Source organism: Pseudoalteromonas luteoviolacea CPMOR-1 (assembly GCF_001625685.1).
GTDB classification, from domain to species: Bacteria; Pseudomonadota; Gammaproteobacteria; order Enterobacterales; family Alteromonadaceae; genus Pseudoalteromonas; species Pseudoalteromonas luteoviolacea_K.
In genome coordinates this window covers 24,794-41,770 of sequence record NZ_AUYC01000014.1, presented here as the reverse complement: position 1 = coordinate 41,770, position 16,977 = coordinate 24,794, and the positions used below count along the sequence as shown (strand labels likewise).

The 16,977-nt window shown below is 43.7% G+C and carries 17 protein-coding genes; 9 read left to right on the top strand and 8 right to left on the bottom strand.

Annotated features, from left to right (window positions below; translation table 11 throughout):
- Position 1: 1 nt before the first annotated feature.
- Positions 2 to 700 carry a CocE/NonD family hydrolase gene (locus tag N473_RS03465; protein WP_063366738.1) on the bottom strand — a complete coding sequence of 233 codons (699 nt, stop codon included), beginning with the start codon at positions 698 to 700 and terminating at the stop codon, positions 2 to 4.
- 218 nt (positions 701 to 918) lie between these two features.
- Here N473_RS03465 and N473_RS03460 point away from each other — a divergent pair, with 218 nt between their 5' ends.
- Positions 919 to 3,033 (top strand): alpha-amylase family glycosyl hydrolase, encoded by a 2,115-nt coding sequence (locus N473_RS03460; RefSeq protein ID WP_063366737.1) that lies wholly within the window; start codon positions 919 to 921, stop codon positions 3,031 to 3,033.
- Positions 3,034 to 3,040: 7 nt separating this feature from the next.
- On the opposite strand, the gene N473_RS03455 is transcribed toward N473_RS03460, so the two are convergent.
- The gene (locus tag N473_RS03455) at positions 3,041 to 3,910 is read right to left on the bottom strand and encodes a LysR family transcriptional regulator (RefSeq protein WP_063366915.1); all 870 of its coding nucleotides are present in this window, start codon (positions 3,908 to 3,910) and stop codon (positions 3,041 to 3,043) included.
- A gap of 101 nt (positions 3,911 to 4,011) precedes the next feature.
- Between N473_RS03455 and N473_RS03450 the strand changes: the two genes are divergently transcribed.
- On the top strand, positions 4,012 to 4,389 hold the full coding sequence (locus N473_RS03450; protein WP_063366736.1) for a YybH family protein: 378 nt from the start codon (positions 4,012 to 4,014) through the stop codon (positions 4,387 to 4,389).
- Between the two features lie 41 nt (positions 4,390 to 4,430).
- Here N473_RS03450 and N473_RS03445 read toward each other — a convergent pair whose 3' ends face one another.
- Positions 4,431 to 4,895: a CreA family protein gene (locus tag N473_RS03445; RefSeq protein WP_063366735.1), complete on the bottom strand. Its 465-nt coding sequence runs from the start codon at positions 4,893 to 4,895 to the stop codon at positions 4,431 to 4,433.
- Between the two features lie 193 nt (positions 4,896 to 5,088).
- Between N473_RS03445 and N473_RS03440 the strand changes: the two genes are divergently transcribed.
- Both N473_RS03440 and N473_RS03435 read left to right on the top strand, forming a co-directional pair.
- Positions 5,089 to 5,844, top strand: coding sequence for a hypothetical protein (locus N473_RS03440; protein WP_063366734.1), 756 nt, complete (start codon positions 5,089 to 5,091; stop codon positions 5,842 to 5,844).
- A gap of 243 nt (positions 5,845 to 6,087) precedes the next feature.
- On the top strand, positions 6,088 to 6,852 hold the full coding sequence (locus N473_RS03435; RefSeq protein WP_063366733.1) for a hypothetical protein: 765 nt from the start codon (positions 6,088 to 6,090) through the stop codon (positions 6,850 to 6,852).
- Here the strand turns inward: N473_RS03435 and N473_RS03430 are convergent.
- A complete protein-coding gene (locus N473_RS03430) occupies positions 6,849 to 8,663 on the bottom strand; it encodes an ABC transporter transmembrane domain-containing protein (RefSeq protein ID WP_081220929.1) in 1,815 nt (604 codons plus the stop codon). The genes N473_RS03435 and N473_RS03430 overlap by 4 nt on opposite strands.
- A gap of 240 nt (positions 8,664 to 8,903) precedes the next feature.
- On the opposite strand from N473_RS03430, the gene N473_RS03425 reads away from it, so the two are divergent.
- Positions 8,904 to 9,950 carry a PLP-dependent cysteine synthase family protein gene (locus tag N473_RS03425; RefSeq protein WP_063366731.1) on the top strand — a complete coding sequence of 349 codons (1,047 nt, stop codon included), beginning with the start codon at positions 8,904 to 8,906 and terminating at the stop codon, positions 9,948 to 9,950.
- Between the two features lie 55 nt (positions 9,951 to 10,005).
- Here the strand turns inward: N473_RS03425 and N473_RS03420 are convergent, their stop codons facing one another.
- The gene (locus N473_RS03420; protein ID WP_063366730.1) at positions 10,006 to 11,412 is read right to left on the bottom strand and encodes an alanine/glycine:cation symporter family protein; all 1,407 of its coding nucleotides are present in this window, start codon (positions 11,410 to 11,412) and stop codon (positions 10,006 to 10,008) included.
- A gap of 195 nt (positions 11,413 to 11,607) precedes the next feature.
- Here N473_RS03420 and N473_RS03415 point away from each other — a divergent pair, with 195 nt between their 5' ends.
- Positions 11,608 to 12,555: a bile acid:sodium symporter family protein gene (locus N473_RS03415; RefSeq protein WP_063366729.1), complete on the top strand. Its 948-nt coding sequence runs from the start codon at positions 11,608 to 11,610 to the stop codon at positions 12,553 to 12,555.
- Here the strand turns inward: N473_RS03415 and N473_RS03410 are convergent.
- Positions 12,552 to 12,983: a hypothetical protein gene (locus N473_RS03410; protein ID WP_063366728.1), complete on the bottom strand. Its 432-nt coding sequence runs from the start codon at positions 12,981 to 12,983 to the stop codon at positions 12,552 to 12,554. The genes N473_RS03415 and N473_RS03410 overlap by 4 nt on opposite strands.
- 70 nt (positions 12,984 to 13,053) lie before the next feature.
- Complete coding sequence (locus tag N473_RS03405) at positions 13,054 to 13,236, bottom strand: alternative ribosome-rescue factor A (protein WP_063366727.1); 183 nt, start codon at positions 13,234 to 13,236, stop codon at positions 13,054 to 13,056.
- 187 nt (positions 13,237 to 13,423) lie between these two features.
- Here N473_RS03405 and N473_RS03400 point away from each other — a divergent pair, with 187 nt between their 5' ends.
- On the top strand, positions 13,424 to 14,380 hold the full coding sequence (locus N473_RS03400) for an alpha/beta fold hydrolase (protein WP_063366726.1): 957 nt from the start codon (positions 13,424 to 13,426) through the stop codon (positions 14,378 to 14,380).
- A 58-nt stretch (positions 14,381 to 14,438) separates the two neighbouring features.
- Here N473_RS03400 and N473_RS03395 read toward each other — a convergent pair whose 3' ends face one another.
- The gene (locus tag N473_RS03395) at positions 14,439 to 14,978 is read right to left on the bottom strand and encodes an acyloxyacyl hydrolase (RefSeq protein ID WP_063366725.1); all 540 of its coding nucleotides are present in this window, start codon (positions 14,976 to 14,978) and stop codon (positions 14,439 to 14,441) included.
- A 232-nt stretch (positions 14,979 to 15,210) separates the two neighbouring features.
- Here N473_RS03395 and N473_RS03390 point away from each other — a divergent pair, with 232 nt between their 5' ends.
- Together N473_RS03390 and N473_RS03385 are read left to right on the top strand one after the other, a co-directional pair.
- Positions 15,211 to 16,122 (top strand): LysR family transcriptional regulator, encoded by a 912-nt coding sequence (locus N473_RS03390; protein ID WP_063366724.1) that lies wholly within the window; start codon positions 15,211 to 15,213, stop codon positions 16,120 to 16,122.
- Positions 16,123 to 16,185: 63 nt separating this feature from the next.
- On the top strand, positions 16,186 to 16,956 hold the full coding sequence (locus N473_RS03385) for a lipoate--protein ligase family protein (protein ID WP_063366723.1): 771 nt from the start codon (positions 16,186 to 16,188) through the stop codon (positions 16,954 to 16,956).
- Positions 16,957 to 16,977 lie beyond the last annotated feature (21 nt).

Here is a 16,977-nt window from a genome sequence, read left to right as displayed (position 1 = left end):
TTTACCAATATATATCGTAATTTGGATGTGCTAGCCAAGTTTGATAAACCTCAGATAAATGATTTTTTTGCGCATCTAAATCCTTAAATGCCGTGCCGCTATTCTTTTGCTTTACATATGCATTATCCCACCCATCTCCCGAGCCATAACGCTTACTGTCTGCTTTAGATAAAACAAAGTCCAGCCAAGAGATCGTATAATCTGAGAAGATATTATTTCGCATGGGAAAATCATACCCCGGGTATACAGAAGCAATGGCAATCATTGAGTGTAATGAGGACGGTCGATATTTCTGTATCGCCCATTGAGTAAACCCTCGATATGATCCACCTAAAGTACCCACTTTACCATTACTCAAAGGGTGTTTAGCCAAATATTCAATGACATCATAACCATCTCTCCCCTCATCTAAAAAAGGCGTGAACTGCCCCTGCGAATCGCCTAAACCGCGACTGTCTACAGCAACAAAGATATAGCCATGCGTACTAAAATACTCCCCTCTTTGCGTCGCTTCCGCGCGTCCATACGGTGTAAATTGCACAATAACAGGATATTTTTCAGTATGACTTTGAGCCTGTTCAGGTACGTAAACAGTAGCCGCCAACTTGGTAGTATCTCGAAGTGGTATGGTTACCTCTTGCACAGCAAATCCTTTAGCGGGAAACCATATGAGAAAAATCAGTAATATTGCAATACGCATAGTCCGTCCCTAAATAAACACCAATTTAATACGGTATAACATAACCATAAAACCTCAGCAAATATAAACGATTTATCAGCCTGATAACGCATACCTCAGGCAAATATCAGTGCAATGCATATGCATACGTATTCAAGAGATAATCCGACAAAGCATGCTAGGTTTATCTTGATAGGATGAAAAACACGCTAAATTTGCTTGTGCAAGGATCTGCTTAAATGAACACACTCGTTAAGTTACTGAAAGAAAAACCATATACGCTCGTACGATATGCCCTCTGTAGTGTACTACTTAGTTCAACTTCATCAGTATGCATTGCCACCAATGATGTGATGCTACAAGGCTTTTATTGGGATGTCCCTGTAGATGAAGAGAACAAAAATGGGATTTGGTGGGACCACTTAAAGCAACAAGCGCCAGGCTTATCTCAAGCTGGGTTCGCCAGTATTTGGATACCGCCTCCTTCGAAAGGGAATTGGGGTATTATCGATATGGGCTATGGCGTATACGACCACTATGACCTTGGTAGCTATTTACAAAAAGGCACTATCGAAACGCGCTTTGGCAGCCAAAGTGAACTAAAACACATGATCAACACACTTCAATCTCACCATATCAAAGTCTATGCTGATGTAGTCCTCAATCATATATATAGCAATGAACACGACAGTGAAATCAACCCAGCCGTCAAAGCGTATGCAATGGGTAAAGCGCATCAACACCTACATGTTGCCTATCCCAGCAATGAAATTAGCTGGCAGCTCAAAGATGTACAAGGGCGTGTCTTTATTAAGATCCAAGGCTATGGCTCAACCATGCCTTGGAGCCAACACATCAGTACCAGAGGATATACGCTGAGCATCACAGACGCTAACCACACTATTACGCCAGATACCATCCATGTGGAGCAAGAGCCCAATGACGGTCATTACGCACCAATACGCCCCGGTAGCAATGCTTTTCCTGGTATAAATACCTCGCTGAGAGGACAAATTATTGACCAAACCGATGTAGACGAGTATTGGTTGAATGTGCCTGAAAAAACCACGCTCTACATTAAGCTCGTGGCAAAAAAAGGCGACCCGAATAGTTCGACAGCTTGGATTAATGCATCGCAAAATAACGGCTTTTTTCCGGTTGAAGTTTGGCAACAGCGTGCACCTAACCAAGTGAGTACCAACATTACCAACTCACATTTATATGCCTACACCAATACACGGATCGCACCACCTCAGCGAGTACCAGGTGGTAACTACCCGAGCAGCGATGATGGCTGGCGATATAGTGACTTTCATCCTGTCGATGGTAACGATTGGCTTGGAGATTTGGGGAATGATGAAGTGATCACCAATACCAAATTTTTTGGTAATGATACCAACACCTTTTCACCTAGAGTCCAAGAGAAATTAATTGATTGGGGGAAGTGGCTTAAAACAGAACACCACTTTGATGGCTTTAGACTCGACTTTGTACGCGGGTTTCAGCCGGAATTCGCTGCCAAGTGGGTTAACAGCCTGCCTAAGAGCAGTGGTAAACAGCCATTTGTCGTCGCTGAGTATTGGGGAGGAGACAGCAGTATAAAATCGTGGATAGACACGGTTCAAAGTGCTGGTGCTGACATTGATGCGTTTGATTTCCCACTAAAATCTGTGCTTACACAAATGAGCAATCAAGATCAAAACTTTGATATGCGCACACTCAATAACGCAGGATTAGTAAGAAATGGCCACGGTCATCAATTACCTGGCACGTCGGTAGTCACCTTTGTTGAAAACCATGATACCGGTAAAGAACATGATAAATGGGTAAGCAAAGACCATAAACTGCCCTACGCCTATATTTTAAGTCATGAAGGTAAGCCGACCGTCTTCTACTCCCACTATTTTGGGGTCAAACAGCACGATTACCATAGGCCACACATCACGACAGAGGCACCTGCCAGCTTGCATCAAGATATCAAGCAATTGATATTTGCCAGAAATACTTATATGGATGGCGGATTAGTTGTACTTTCTCAACAAGGTGCGCCCTATGGAGACGTGCAACATGTCTATGTTGCCAGACGATTTGGTAAACATCACAAACAGGGGGCCGTTATCGTATTAAACAACCACGACACTGAGCGAAAAGGCGTTTGGGTCAGTACCCACGCTACTGGGTTTAGTGATTTGGCGGGACAAACCCTCGTGAATGCCTTTGACACCAGTGACAAAGTCACCATCTATGAGGATGGCAGGGGGTATTTCACCGCCCCTAGCCGAGGTTACACCATATACGTACCACAACGGGATTTTCAACCCTATACACTTGTCTCATCAGTCACTATGCATTAAATCACCACTAGCCCATACTTTGGGCTAGTTTATTTTCAATGGCTTGCAAGCACACTCGAAGGCTCAAAGGCACCTGCCGGTCAAATGTATGTAATGCAAAAACCGGATTTGGCGCCAAGCTATATCCAGGAAAAACTTCGCATAATTGAGTCGTATATTCAGATAACTTAAATTCTGGCACAAGCCCTATTCCCGCCCCTTGAGCTATCATAGCGAAGCATGTTTCAAAGGTATTTACTTTACAACTGGCAATGGTAGAAAACACTTTTTCGTGTCCTTTTCCAGATGTAAGAATATGCTCTATATGTCGCGGTTGCCACCCATTGGCAATGTACCTTAAATTCTCAGGAGGCTTTCCAGTCAGCAGTATTGGCGCTGCACACAACACATCTTTAAACTCCCCTATCCAGCGCTGTTTCGCATCGCTATTCTCTGAACGACCCACGCGGATTGCCAAATCAATACAGTGTGCCTGCAAGTCTAATTGCCGATCGTCAGCCACCAGCTCTAATTCAAGTTCAGGGTACTCTGCAATAACAGCGGCCAGTGCTGGGGCTATTAACGTCGTCATTAAAACATTCGGTGCCGTGATCTTGACTTTACCTTTAGGTATCTCATTGAATTGCGTCGCTTCCAACCAAGCTCGCTGAGCTGTTTGGTTGATTAACTTGCACTGCGCATAAAAAGCTTTCCCTGCCACCGTCAAGCTTTGCTTTCTTGTCGTACGCCGTAGCAGCATCACCCCAAGGTCTTGTTCAAGTGCTTTTAAATGTTGACTCAACACCGACTTAGACAATCCCAATGTATCTGCAGCAGCGGTGATAGAACCACTTTCTACAATTTGTGCAAATAAAGACATATGGCGCAATTTACTCATCAATTGTTTACCCCAATTAAACAATGCGTTCTTTTTAGATTGTTTTTCTAATTTAATTAGCACGCTAATCTAACACAAGTTTAATTTCACGGAGCATTAAAATGAGCATAAACACAACACAACTAGCGCTATGTAAAGCCGGTATTGCTGCATGGCAAGACGCATTCAACCGTCAAGATGCGCAGGCCTGTGCACAACAATATACTGAACACGCAACGATGAAAGCCTTGCCTTTTGGCGAGTTTACAGGTCGCGCGCAAATTGCCCAATTTTGGCAAGACATCATGAATCAAGGTTTTAACCGTGTTGAGTACAGTGAGGTTGATTGGCAAGTAAGCCCTAATGGCGGCTACATTTTGACGTCAAAGTGGACCATGAATAAAGCCTATGGCGTTGTGCATAAAGAGCACTGGATCGTCGAAAAAGATGGACAGGCACGCCTCATTTATGACGAGTTTGAAGTGTTAGGTGAGAAGTAACGCTTCGTCATGGCCGAACACGATTCGGCCATGAAAGTCATTTATTGCTCGCCTTTTATTGCGACGTAAGCCTGAGTGCCCCACAAAGGCACCGTTGATAAACTATGCTTAAAGCTGCCTGATGTTTCTTTAGTACTATAAGATAAATACATCAGTGTTTGGCTTTTGGCATCATAAATACGACGCACTTTCATACTTTTAAAAAAAATACTCTTGGACTTTTTAAATACCACTTCACCAGATTTAGATTTATCGATAGTGGCAATCATAGACAGTGTGATCTCACCCGTTTGGCGGCATGAAATAGCGCTATCACTGGGATCAGATAAGCTCAAGTCTGCTTCAACGCTGGCAACATGACATGTCACTCCTGTCACCACAGGATCAATCATGGAGTCTAATTTAATATCTTTTAGTGTAAACAAGCCCAATGAAACATCGCCGACCTCACTGTCAGAGCAGCCTGTGAGCAATAACCCCATTGCTAATACCATGTATTTTTTCATTGCCTTTCCTTTTTTGATAAGTCACCAACAAGTTGACTCTCTGATCCCATCTTACCTCAACCTGAACTAAACGAGATGACGTTTTTTATTAAATCGCCTATTTTCATTTCTTTCTGTTGCTAATACAGGAAAAGTCGATACTATCCACAGCCGCAATAATTTCATTTAAAATCTCAATAGGGATCAGAAGTATATGAAAAAATGTACTGCAGCTTTAGGCTTCATTATCGTCCTAAGCGGTTGCCAATCGACACCACCAGAGGCCGACCCAGGTTCAGTTCGCTTAGATAGTCCGGAAGTACACAGTCAACCCTTCAATGTAAAATTGGCAGTGGGCACAGATAAAGGCCGCGCAATACCAATCGATGGTACGCCACTTGGTTCAGATGACGTGGGGCATTACGCCAGTATAGAGATGTCTCTAGGAGGCGGCTTTTCTGCTAAGTACCAAGTAGGTAAAGCGGTTAAAGGCGCAATAAAATACCAGTTTGCTGGACAGCATGCAGAAACAGCACAAGCTGGTAATATCTCTCATGCCATTGCACTTGGATATTTATCTGACCAAGAGTCAGGTAGCCAAGATAAGAACGACAACTCCCACTCTATAGATTGGGAACTTGACCATGACCTTATTGATATTGCTTGGATAACAGGTTATCGCCTATCAGAAGAGGCACTTATATACGGCAGCGCATTTTATCAATTTGGTGAAATCGATGGCGCTTACTATCGTACCAACCTTAAGGGCTGCATCGAATCGCGAGTGCCAGAATGTGTCCTAAATCACTTTTCAGATGATGGATCTGCATATGGCCTTAGTGTCAGTTTTGAATATGCAATTACACAAAGTTTGCTCTATTCAATCGAAGTCTCACACAGTCGCACTAATTGGTTTAATCGCAACGAAAATGACACGCTCGTTAATGGAAGTATTACCTACCAATTTTAAGTAGCCATATTCTCAACACTCTGTGCTTTATCAAGTTCAACTCACACAACCTTTGATAAAGTACAGCGCTGTCAAGCCCCCTCAATGCGTACCCATATCAAGAACATGACCTTTATCCATACAGATGGCGTTTTTCATAAAACCGTCTATTTCCAATTAACCTTGTTGCTATTATGGGAAAATCCGATACCATCCAAAACCGCAATAATTCTCATTTTTAAATTTACCAAGGATCAGAATAATATGAAAAAATGTGCCGCAGCCTTAGCCTCTTTAGTCATACTATCAGGCTGTACTTCAACCCCGGAAGCTGACACCGGATCAGTTCGATTAGATAGCCCAGAAGTACACAGTCAACCTTTCCATGTAAAACTGGCAATCGGTCTAGATAAAGGCCAGCCAATTCCAATTGGTAATGCGCCACTGAAGTCAAACGATACAGGCCTTTTCGTTAGCGGTGAAATGTCTCTTGGTGCTGGCTTTTCAGCTAAATACCAAACAGGTAAGGCTGTCAAAGCAACTTTAAAGTATCAGTTTTCAGGACAGCATGCAGAAACATCGCAGGCCGGTAACGTTTCTCATGCTATTACACTTGGTTATTTATCTGATCACGAGTCTGGTGTAGAGAGTAAAGAGGAGAGTAACCTCTCCCCTGCGACCAGCAGAGCTTGGGATTTAGATCATGATCTTATTGATATTGCGTGGATAACTGGCTACCGCTTATCAGAAGAAACGCTTTTATATGGCAGTGTATTTTACCAAACTGGCGAGATTGATGGCACTTATTACCGAACAACATACAATGGCTGTGGTGAGCAATACGCAGCTGAATGCACACTAAACCACTTTTCAGATGATGGCTCTGCATTTGGTGTTAGCCTGAGCCTTGAGTATGCGTTCACAAAAAGCTTTCTAGGTTCATTTGAGGTCGTTCATAGTCGCTCAAATTGGTTCAACCGCAACGAAGATGACACACTTGTTAATGGTAATTTTATCTACCAATTTTAAGTTGTCACCCCTTCAATACTCTGTGCTTTATCAAACTGTAATTCACACAGTCTTTGATACAGTACAGAGCTTTCAAGTAAGTCCTGATGTGTCCCCATATCAACAATTTGACCTTTATCCATCACCACAATCACATCCGCATGGGTCACGGTTGCCAAGCGATGTGCAATAATCAGAGTCGTCCTGTTTTGCATTAATTCATTAAGTGCCGCTTGCACGTGAAATTCACTCTGCGCATCCAATGCACTGGTTGCTTCGTCCAACAACAAAACCTCAGGATCTTTTAAAATAGCGCGCGCAATTGCGATACGCTGTTTTTGACCGCCGGACAATCTCACTCCCTGCTCCCCCAAAAAGCTGCCATAACCATCGGGAAGTTGCACTATAAAGTCATGAGCATGAGCACGCTTTGCCGCCTCTATCACTTGCTCATCTGAGGCATCAGGATTGCCATAACGAATATTGTGCCAAACGTCAGAGCTAAATAAGACTGGGTGCTGTGGCACCATCCCCATCGAGTGGCGCAGTGCATTAAGTGACACCTGAGTGAGTACTTCATTATTGAATTTTATATCCCCTTGTTGAGGATCATAAAAGCGTTGAAGGAGTTCAAATAAAGTCGTTTTCCCTGCGCCTGACGGCCCAACCAAAGCGACAACTTTTCCTTTCGCAATAGATAAATTGATACCTTTGAGCGCAGGAGTGTCCGGTCTTGATGGGTAGTAGAAGTCCACATTGTTAAAGGCAATACTCACTTCGCCGGTATGCTGCATTTCAACGGGCTCATCAACATCTTTGATGGCACTATCAATTTTTAACAATTCAAGTAAACGACTGGCTGCGCCTGCTGCGCGTTGTAACTCTCCGTATACTTCAGCAATGGTCGCCACCGACATCGCGACCATAATTGCATAAAAGATGAAAGCGCCTAACTCACCGCCCGTCATGCGCCCCTCTAACACATCCATCCCCCCCACCCATAGCATCACGCTGATGGCGCCAAAGGTCAGGAATATGACTGCTGCGATTAAAAAAGAACGCTGCTTAATGCTTTGCCGAGCCACGTTAAACGCTTTTTCAACCTCACCGCCAAAAGCGTGTTTTTCTTTTTCTTCATGGGTGTAACTTTGCACTACTTTAATATGCTGAATGATCTCACCTGCATACGTGCTGATATCAGCGATAGCACTTTGGTTATTTTCAGACAACCTACGCACCCGTTTGCCAAAAATCATAATGGGGACTAAGGTGAGTGGCACACAGGCTACCACCAGCAAAGTCAGCTTAAAATTGGTAACAAGCAGCATGATCAAACCACCGAACAGCACTAATGCACTGCGCAGTGCCATCGAAAAAGAAGACCCGACGATAGATTGCAGCAAAGTTGTATCCGTGGTCAAACGAGACATCATCTCACCACTGCGATTCTCTTCAAAGTAACTCGGATGAAGGTGTACGATTTGATTAAATACCGCTTTACGAATATCGGCGCTAACGCGCTCTCCAAGCCAACTCATCAAATAAAATCGACAAAACGTCCCAACAGCCACTAAAGAGATCAAAACTACTAACCCAGAAATAGCTTGTGTCAATTGCGCTTTGGACCCAGCAATAAAGCCGCTATCAATGACAAATTTCACACCTTGACCAATGGACAAATTGAGCCCTGCGGTAATTAATAAAACCAACAACGCCAACATGGCAACCCATTTATAGGGTTTAATAAATGCCACAATGGGTAACAAACTGGCAATGGCTTTTTGCTGCTTTGCTGGGGTTGTATTGCTCAAACTGCTTCCTTTTCTAACCATTAAATAGGGTTGATATCTCTTTATGTGTTCAGTGTGCCATATTCATATCATGATTAAAAAGAACACCGTGTCTTTGTGGCTAAGCAAATTGCTACAAAAAGTAACAAAGCCAAATACTGACAACGGAGAGTGGCTAAAAATAAAGCTTAAATTCTATCCCAATTACATATAGAATAAGTTATAACCAAAAAGAATATTAAGTTCACGATTTTAAATCACACACAATAGGAGTAGGTAAATATGAAAAGCTGGGTAAAGCAAAGTATTGCAAAAATAGAAGCCGATCAGAATCGCTCTGCTGATACGCATTTATTTAAATTTCAGCTACCTCAGTTTAATGATATTTATTTATACCTCAAAGACGAAAGCACTCATCCAACGGGTAGTTTAAAACATCGCCTTGCCCGTTCACTGTTTTTGTATGCACTATGCAATGGCAAAATCAAAGAAAACACCACCGTCATCGAAGCCTCTTCTGGCAGTACAGCTGTGTCTGAAGCGTATTTTGCGCAAATGATAGGTGTCCCATTTATTGCGGTTATGCCTGCTTCAACGGCGCAAAGTAAGATAGATCAAATTCAATTTTATGGCGGACAATGCCACTTTGTGGAGTGTGCAACACAAATGCATGACACCGCAGTGGCGCTTGCACAACAGTGCAACGGCTACTTTATGGATCAATTTATGTATGCAGAGCGTGCAACGGACTGGCGTGGTAATAATAACATCGCCGAAAGTATTTTTAACCAAATGAAGTGTGAGCCCTATCCAGTCCCTAGCCTTGTCGTCATGGGCGCGGGAACCGGCGGGACTTCTGCCACACTCGGCCGCTACATACTTTACAAAGGCTATGAAACTGAACTCATGGTTGTAGACCCTGAATTTTCCGCTTTTTATGAAGGCTATCAAACACGCAACGAGTCACTTTGCACTGGCCGTTCTAGTCGAATCGAAGGGATAGGTCGACCCAAAGTAGAGAAGTCTTTTCAGCCCGATGTCATTGACCATATGATGCGGGTGCCGGATGCGGCCAGTATCGCGGCGATGTTATGGCTCGAACAATTCACAGGCCGTAAAGCGGGGCCATCGACAGGCACTAACCTGTGGGGGGCTTTAACGAGTGCAGAGAAAATGAAGAATCAAAATAAAGGCGGGGCCATCGTCACTTTAATTTGCGACAGTGGCGAGCGTTACTTAGACACTTATTACAATCCACAATGGGTGAAAAATAACATCGGTGATATTACGCCCTATCAGCAACAACTCGCAGCTTGGTTTGACGCTTAATGGGCTTTTGGCAGTGGCATCGCCACTGCTCAACAACGGCTAAGTTACTAACACATCAATCCCAAACATCAGATGCCGTTTCGCCTTGTATCACAACATCTCCTTTGCGAAATGAGAGGTTTTCCCCCTGTTGCTTTTTATTAAGATAGTCATGAGTTAAGCTGATTATTGTTGGAGTGAGTAATACAATCGCATAGACATTGACCAACGTCATTAAACCCAGAGACATGTCTGCCAAGTTCCATACTTGTTGTAAGCTGGCATTTGCGCCCCACACTACCATCGCCAAATATATGCAGGTATAGCTCAACTTGCCCACTTTATTGTCAAGTTTAAAAAAGTGCAGATTACTCTCAGCATACGCATAATTGGCAACCACTGAGGTAAATGCAAATAACGTAATGGCCACAGCAATAAAATCATCTCCAAACTCGCCAAAGTGCACTGCCATTGCTTGCTGTGTAACACTGATCCCCGCCATTTCGCCACTGGCTCCCACACCTGCAAGCAATACAATGACCGCTGTGCAGCTGCACAATACAATGGTATCTACAAATACACCCAGCATCTGGATGTATCCTTGTACGACAGGATGATTAGGATTAGGCGCTGCTCCTGCAGCTGCATGTGGCACACTCCCCGCACCAGCTTCATTGGAATACATGCCTCGCTGTATCCCACTTTTTATTGCCGCACCTAGCGCCCCCGCAGACGCCTCGGTTAATCCAAATGCGGACAAAACAATATCACTGATAAGTCCAGGCAATTGCGTAAAGTTCACAGCACTAATGATAAGTGCAGTCAGAATAAAAGCGGCCCCCATCCAAGGCACTATTAATTCAGCAAAACGGGCTATACGCTTAAGGCCGCCAAGCACAATCATACCTGCAATTACAGCGATAGCGGCTCCACTCAAATAAGTGGGCACCGCAAACGTGTTGTTCAATGCTTCTGCTATGGTATTTGCCTGCATTGCACTAAAGCTTGCACCATAGCCTAAAAATAAGCACAGCGAAAACAACACCGCGAGCCAAGTTTTACCCAACCCTGCTCGAATATAATATGCAGGACCTCCGCGAAATTCTTTGCGGTTATCTTTCACTTTGTATAACTGACCAAGCACGCTTTCTGCGAAACCGGTTGCCATCCCAAGTAACGCGATGACCCACATCCAAAATACAGCCCCACTGCCGCCCAAAGAAATGGCCATGGCAACGCCTGCCAAATTTCCCGTCCCCACGCGCGCACTTAAACCTGTGCACAAGGCCTGAAATGAACTGATCCCATTAGAGTCAGCACTAGCACTGTGCCTCGCAAGCGAAAACATGTGCTTAAAGCCTGACAGTTGAATAGCGCGCAGCTTAAATGTGAACCAAGCGCCGGCAAACAGCAAAATATAGATAAGGAGCTGACCGTCACCCCATAATAATTGATTAATAAACGCGATGATCTGCTCGAACATAGACTTCCCGATGAGTAGTGACACACCATGCGCACCCATTACGCTGTCAAGGTGAACACAATTGACTATAGTTTACTGATTGTTAACATAACAGTGGGGTGAAAAATATACAAACGCATAAACTTGTGTGACAACATATTCATTCCACAATTTAGCGATTCAATCATCATACTAATCCATACTATTGAGACCATCATGTTAAATAGAGTGATCCAATTATTTCCCCTATGGGCTCTGTTATTGAGTACCGTTGCTTATTACAGTCCTGAACTTTTTGCGCCGTATAAATCTGCCATCATTCCTGTCTTAACCGTGATCATGCTTAGTATGGGGTTAACACTCACCTTGTCGGACTTTAATAAAGTCATGCAAACGCCGAAAGCCATAGCCTTAGGCGTGTTACTGCAATACTTGGTGATGCCTTTAGTTGCCCTGACCATTGTGTATACATTCAATTTAGACGATGATCTGAGCCTTGGAATAATCTTGGTAGGCTGTGTCGCTGGCGGGACTGCCAGCAATGTGATGTGCTTTTTAGCTAAGGGCGATGTTGCTTTGTCTATCACAATGACCGCCATCAGTACATTATTAGGCGTGTTAGTCACACCGTTTTTAATCTCATTGTATGCCCAACAACTGGTGGATATTCCTACTCAAGCCATGATTTTAAACCTGCTAAAAATCGTCCTGGCACCTGTCTTAATTGGCTTATTACTCAACACCTTTTTACAAAAGCAGATAGCTAAAATACAGGCCATTTTGCCCCTGGTGTCCATGACAGCCATCGTTTTTATCATTGCAGTCATTGTGGCACTCAATCACGCCCATATTGCATCTGTCGGCCCAGTCATATTATGTGCCGTTATTTTACACAATGGGATTGGCTTATTAAGTGGATATTGGGCTGCGAGGTGGTGTGGGTTTCAAGAAGTGGTCTGTCGGACCATTGCCTTTGAAGTTGGACTACAAAACTCAGGCCTTGCAGTGGCTTTAGCAATGAAGTTTTTCTCACCCGCAGCGGCAATTGCGGGCACTGTGTTTTCGATATGGCATAACATCAGTGGTTCTATACTGGCGAGTATGTGGAGCAGACGAGCTTTACCAGCTAAGCCATCATCAACACCCGTGCAGGTATCAGATTAATTGGTCGTTTTTTCAAGCTTCAGTGCGACATGAGTCGAGACCGCAAACCCCAACGTGTGGCGGTCTTGTCTCAGCTCGCAATACAATCGGTAATTGCTGGCGGATTCAAAGTTAAAAATCCCTTCCACACTGCCTTGATGCTGCTTGTTGGCACACTTTGCTTGAATGCGATAAACACCTGGTGATATGTTCAAGCGGTCAAATGTAGCACTGACATAAGGCAAACGGCCACTCAACTCCTCGCCTTGCTCATTCCAAATGTATTCAATCACAGCAACATAATCATCGGCAAACTGTCGTGGGCCTTGCTCTACGGCAACTTTGGCTAGGCGGCTGTGCTCGGCCCCTTCCGGGTTATAGGTAAATGGTGCTGATTGACAACCTGCTATACCGATACACAACAATGTAAGTAAGCACTTCCTTCTCATTATATGATTCCAATCTGTTGATACAAAAATAGCCGCTTAAAAAGACTTATTTTATGGCTCACCGCTCGCTTTACGCTGCCATAAAATAAGGCTCTTGGCCTTGATGTTTTGCTTTTCGGCGAAAGCTGCCTTTTCCTTTTTTGGCTTTTTCAACCTTGCTTTTAAATACTGGACTGGTTACCAATGCCTTTAAGGCATTGTCTTTGATATCGCCTCGATGATGCTCGTGGCTGTGAGATATTTTTTTACTCATCATTGATCCTTTTTAAGGTTAATACATACAGTAGATACCTAAGATAATACGTGTCTTCTATCAACGTCATTTCCTTCTAGTCACTGTAATCAACAACGAGTATACACGTTTATAAAACAAATTAGTTCATAGGCAATTGGTCTTTTTATGCCTAAACTGCACACAGGGCTTCATTCATTAAATCACTATGAAATCAATCTCAATTAGCAATCATATTTCTATCAGTTACCAGGATGAAGGAGATAAAAAACATCCTGCCATTGTATTAATTATGGGACTGGGTGCACAGATGACGCTCTGGCCCGATGCGCTGTTTTATGGCTTAGTTGATCAAGGGTTTAGAGTCGTTCGGTTTGATAATCGCGATGCAGGCCTGTCAACCCAATTAGAGCAATATGGTACACCTAGCCTCTTTAAAACTTGGTTAAGTGCACGTTTGCCTATGCGTACCAAAGCTCCCTATACGCTAGATGAAATGGCTGAAGATACATTAGCCTTAATGAAAGCGTTAAAAATAAAAAAAGCGCACCTTGTTGGCGCCTCCATGGGGGGAATGATAGCTCAACTGATTGCCGCTAAACAAAAAAAGAAAGTGCTAAGCCTCACGTCTATTATGTCATCACCATCAGCTTTAAAATTGACGCACTCCAACCTAAAAGTATTTTTACAACTTGCAAAAATTCGCCCAGATAAACCCAATAGAGAGGCTGCAATTCGCTACAATATCCGCCTCAATCAATTGATAGGTAGCCCCGCCTACCCACAAGATGAACGCATACTCAAAAATCAGGCGATTGATACGGTTGAGCGAGCGCACAACCCACATGGATTTCATCGGCAATTCGCCGCGATGGCCGCAAGCGGAGATCGCCAAGATCTCATGACCAAAGTTAAAGCCCCTACCTTAGTGATCCACGGTGAATCCGACCCCATTATTCCAAGCCAAGAAGGCGTTAAAACCGCACAGCAGATCCGTAAATCAAAACTCAAAATTGTCCCCGGCATGGGCCACAATATCCCGCCAGAGTTGTCGCCAAAAATGATCAAATGGATAACGAAGCACGTCCGTAAAAGTGAGCTTAAACGCGCTAAAAAGCAGGCACAGAAAAAACAAAAAGCGCACTGGGGCTCAGCCCCTCTGTAGAAAAAAAGCCCATTCATGAAAGAATGAGCCTCACTGCTTGGGAGGGTATAAGTTACATTTAGAAAAATTTACTGTAACTGAATGATATAAAATCTAAACCAGGGTTGGGGCTTTTGAATCCCGCATTGGAGTAATGGAAATAACGAAGAGCAACTGACTGAGAAAAGTTTTCCCCGAACTTCATTACAATGCCTAGCCGATCTTCAAACTGATAATGTGTACTCACATTTTTTCCCGCAAATTGAGTATCATCCAATAACGAAACACCAATCCCAAACTCTAAGAACAGCGGATAAGTATTGAGTTTTGTGATCGGATAACGGATCACAGGGGATAAGGCTAATACAAAGTTTGAGTCATGATTGTTATCAAGGCCATATTCCCAAAAATTGATACTTGATTCAAAATATAGATCAAGTAACTCACTGTATTGGGATAACCAGTCAACGTGGATCTGATAAGCAAATTTTACCCCCTTTACATCGCCTTCCCCTTGAAGATAATCCACAGAATAGCTGTGTCTGACTTCTTCACTGTGACCGTAAACCTCACCCGTATAGACTAAGAGCAATAGCACCAAAGCCATCAAATATTTCATTTTAATATACCTAATAAAACTCTATACGAGCAGTTTAATTAGATTATTATGAATTAAAATCAGTTAAAAACCCATAATTCATTCTTAAAAAGTGAACATTTGAATTGTCAATCAATTGGGGTTGCCATATGTCGTTTAGTTATTCACGGCGTAAGCATGATCATTTGAGTTTTTTTCGTGTAACATTCTTTTAAATCTATCATTAAACACTAATTCCTTAATGGGGTGGAACATGCTTAAAGTAACGCTCGAGCAGTGGCGTATGTTTAAAGCCGTCGTCGAGCATGGCGGGTTTAACCAAGCTTCGGCTCAAATTCATAAGAGCCAATCAAGTATTCACAACGCCGTGAATAAAATTGAAACCTCTCTTGGCGTAAAGCTATTTCGTGTCGAAGGCCGTAAAACGCTCTTAACGCCTGCCGGTGAATTAATGCTGCGCCGGGTTGACTACCTGTTAGAGGAAGCTTCAAAAGTCGAAACCATTGCAGAGAATCTCGCAGAAGGCATTGAAACTAAGCTGCGTATCGCCATCGATGCCATTTTCCCATCGCACTTACTGTATAGGGTGCTTGATAAAGTCTCACAGGAATTCCCATTTCTGCGCATCGAGCTTGTCGAGTCTGTACTCAATGGGGCCAATGAGCAGTTGCAAGGTGGCTTAGTTGATATCGCCGTTTCTGCTTTTACCCTTGAAGGTTTATTTAGTGAAGAGTTGTGCCAAATTGAGTTTATTGCCGTTGCCAGCCCCGAACACACTCTCAATCAAACTGAAAAAGCACTGACCTTAGAAGATTTAAAGTCTCATCGCCAGATTGTCGTGAGGGACTCTGCGGTATCAAAAAATCATGACTCAGGCTGGCTTCAAGCCTCACAGCGCTGGACGGTCAGCCACATGCGCACCTCTATTGATATGATAAAAAATGGCTTTGGCTTTGCGTGGCTACCAGTGCCTTTAATTGAAAAAGAGCTGCAAAGTAGTGAGCTTGTGCCACTCAACCTGCAATCGGGGCAGACACGAAAAGTACAACTTCACCTTACCTTTGTCGATGGTGATAGCCTAGGCCCTGCGGCCAGAGCATTTTTAGGCGAATTGCGATATCAAAGCATGATGATGCCAACTGCAGAGACCTCTAGCTCACAGTAAATCGCCACGCGATATCCACGTCTATACTAGAAAAGGTGTCATGATAATTAGGGACAAATACATATGAATGAAAAAGAATTGGCAACCCAACTGTATCGCGCATATTCGTGGTCTGTTCTAAACGAACCCATAGAGACATCCACTGAGCGTGCTCTTGAGCAAGACTCAATACTCTTAATGCAGGTAGCCAAAGGCATACAACCTGCGACGGTTCGACTCTGGGAGTGTCCGCAGTCATTGATCGTCAGTCGTAAAGAAGCCAAACTACCTATGTTCAATGATGCCTGCGATACGCTTGCTCAATTAGGCTGGCCAGTTTCAGTAAGGCAAAGTGGAGGGACAGCCGTGCCACACGGGCCGGGCATTTTAAATTTTTCGATTATTTTTGCACAAACTAAATCACAAACTTTGGACCTCGATGCCATTTATATCGCGCTATGTGAGCCCATTCGCAGTGCACTGCGTAGTCTTGGCTTGCAGAGTGAATATGGTGAAACCCCTGGGGCCTATTGTGATGGTCGCTTTAATCTCAATATTGATTCACTCAAAGTGACCGGTACTGCACAGCGAGTTGCACTGTCCCCCAGTAATGAACACGGCCTTTACCGTGCAGTTTTAGCACAGGCCATGATCATGATTGAAGCTGACCCCCACGATACCACCGCTGTCGTGAATCAGTTTTATCAACTTGCAGGCGCCGACAATCGTTACGATCCGCACGCCTCAACCAGCGTTGATAGACACCTTGCTGGCCACTACCCCACAGGGCACCTTACTCAAATACTCAGAAAAGAAATCCTCATCGCATTAGAGGAGTTTACCGCCTCTGTATAAATAACTTAGGCATACTTGGCG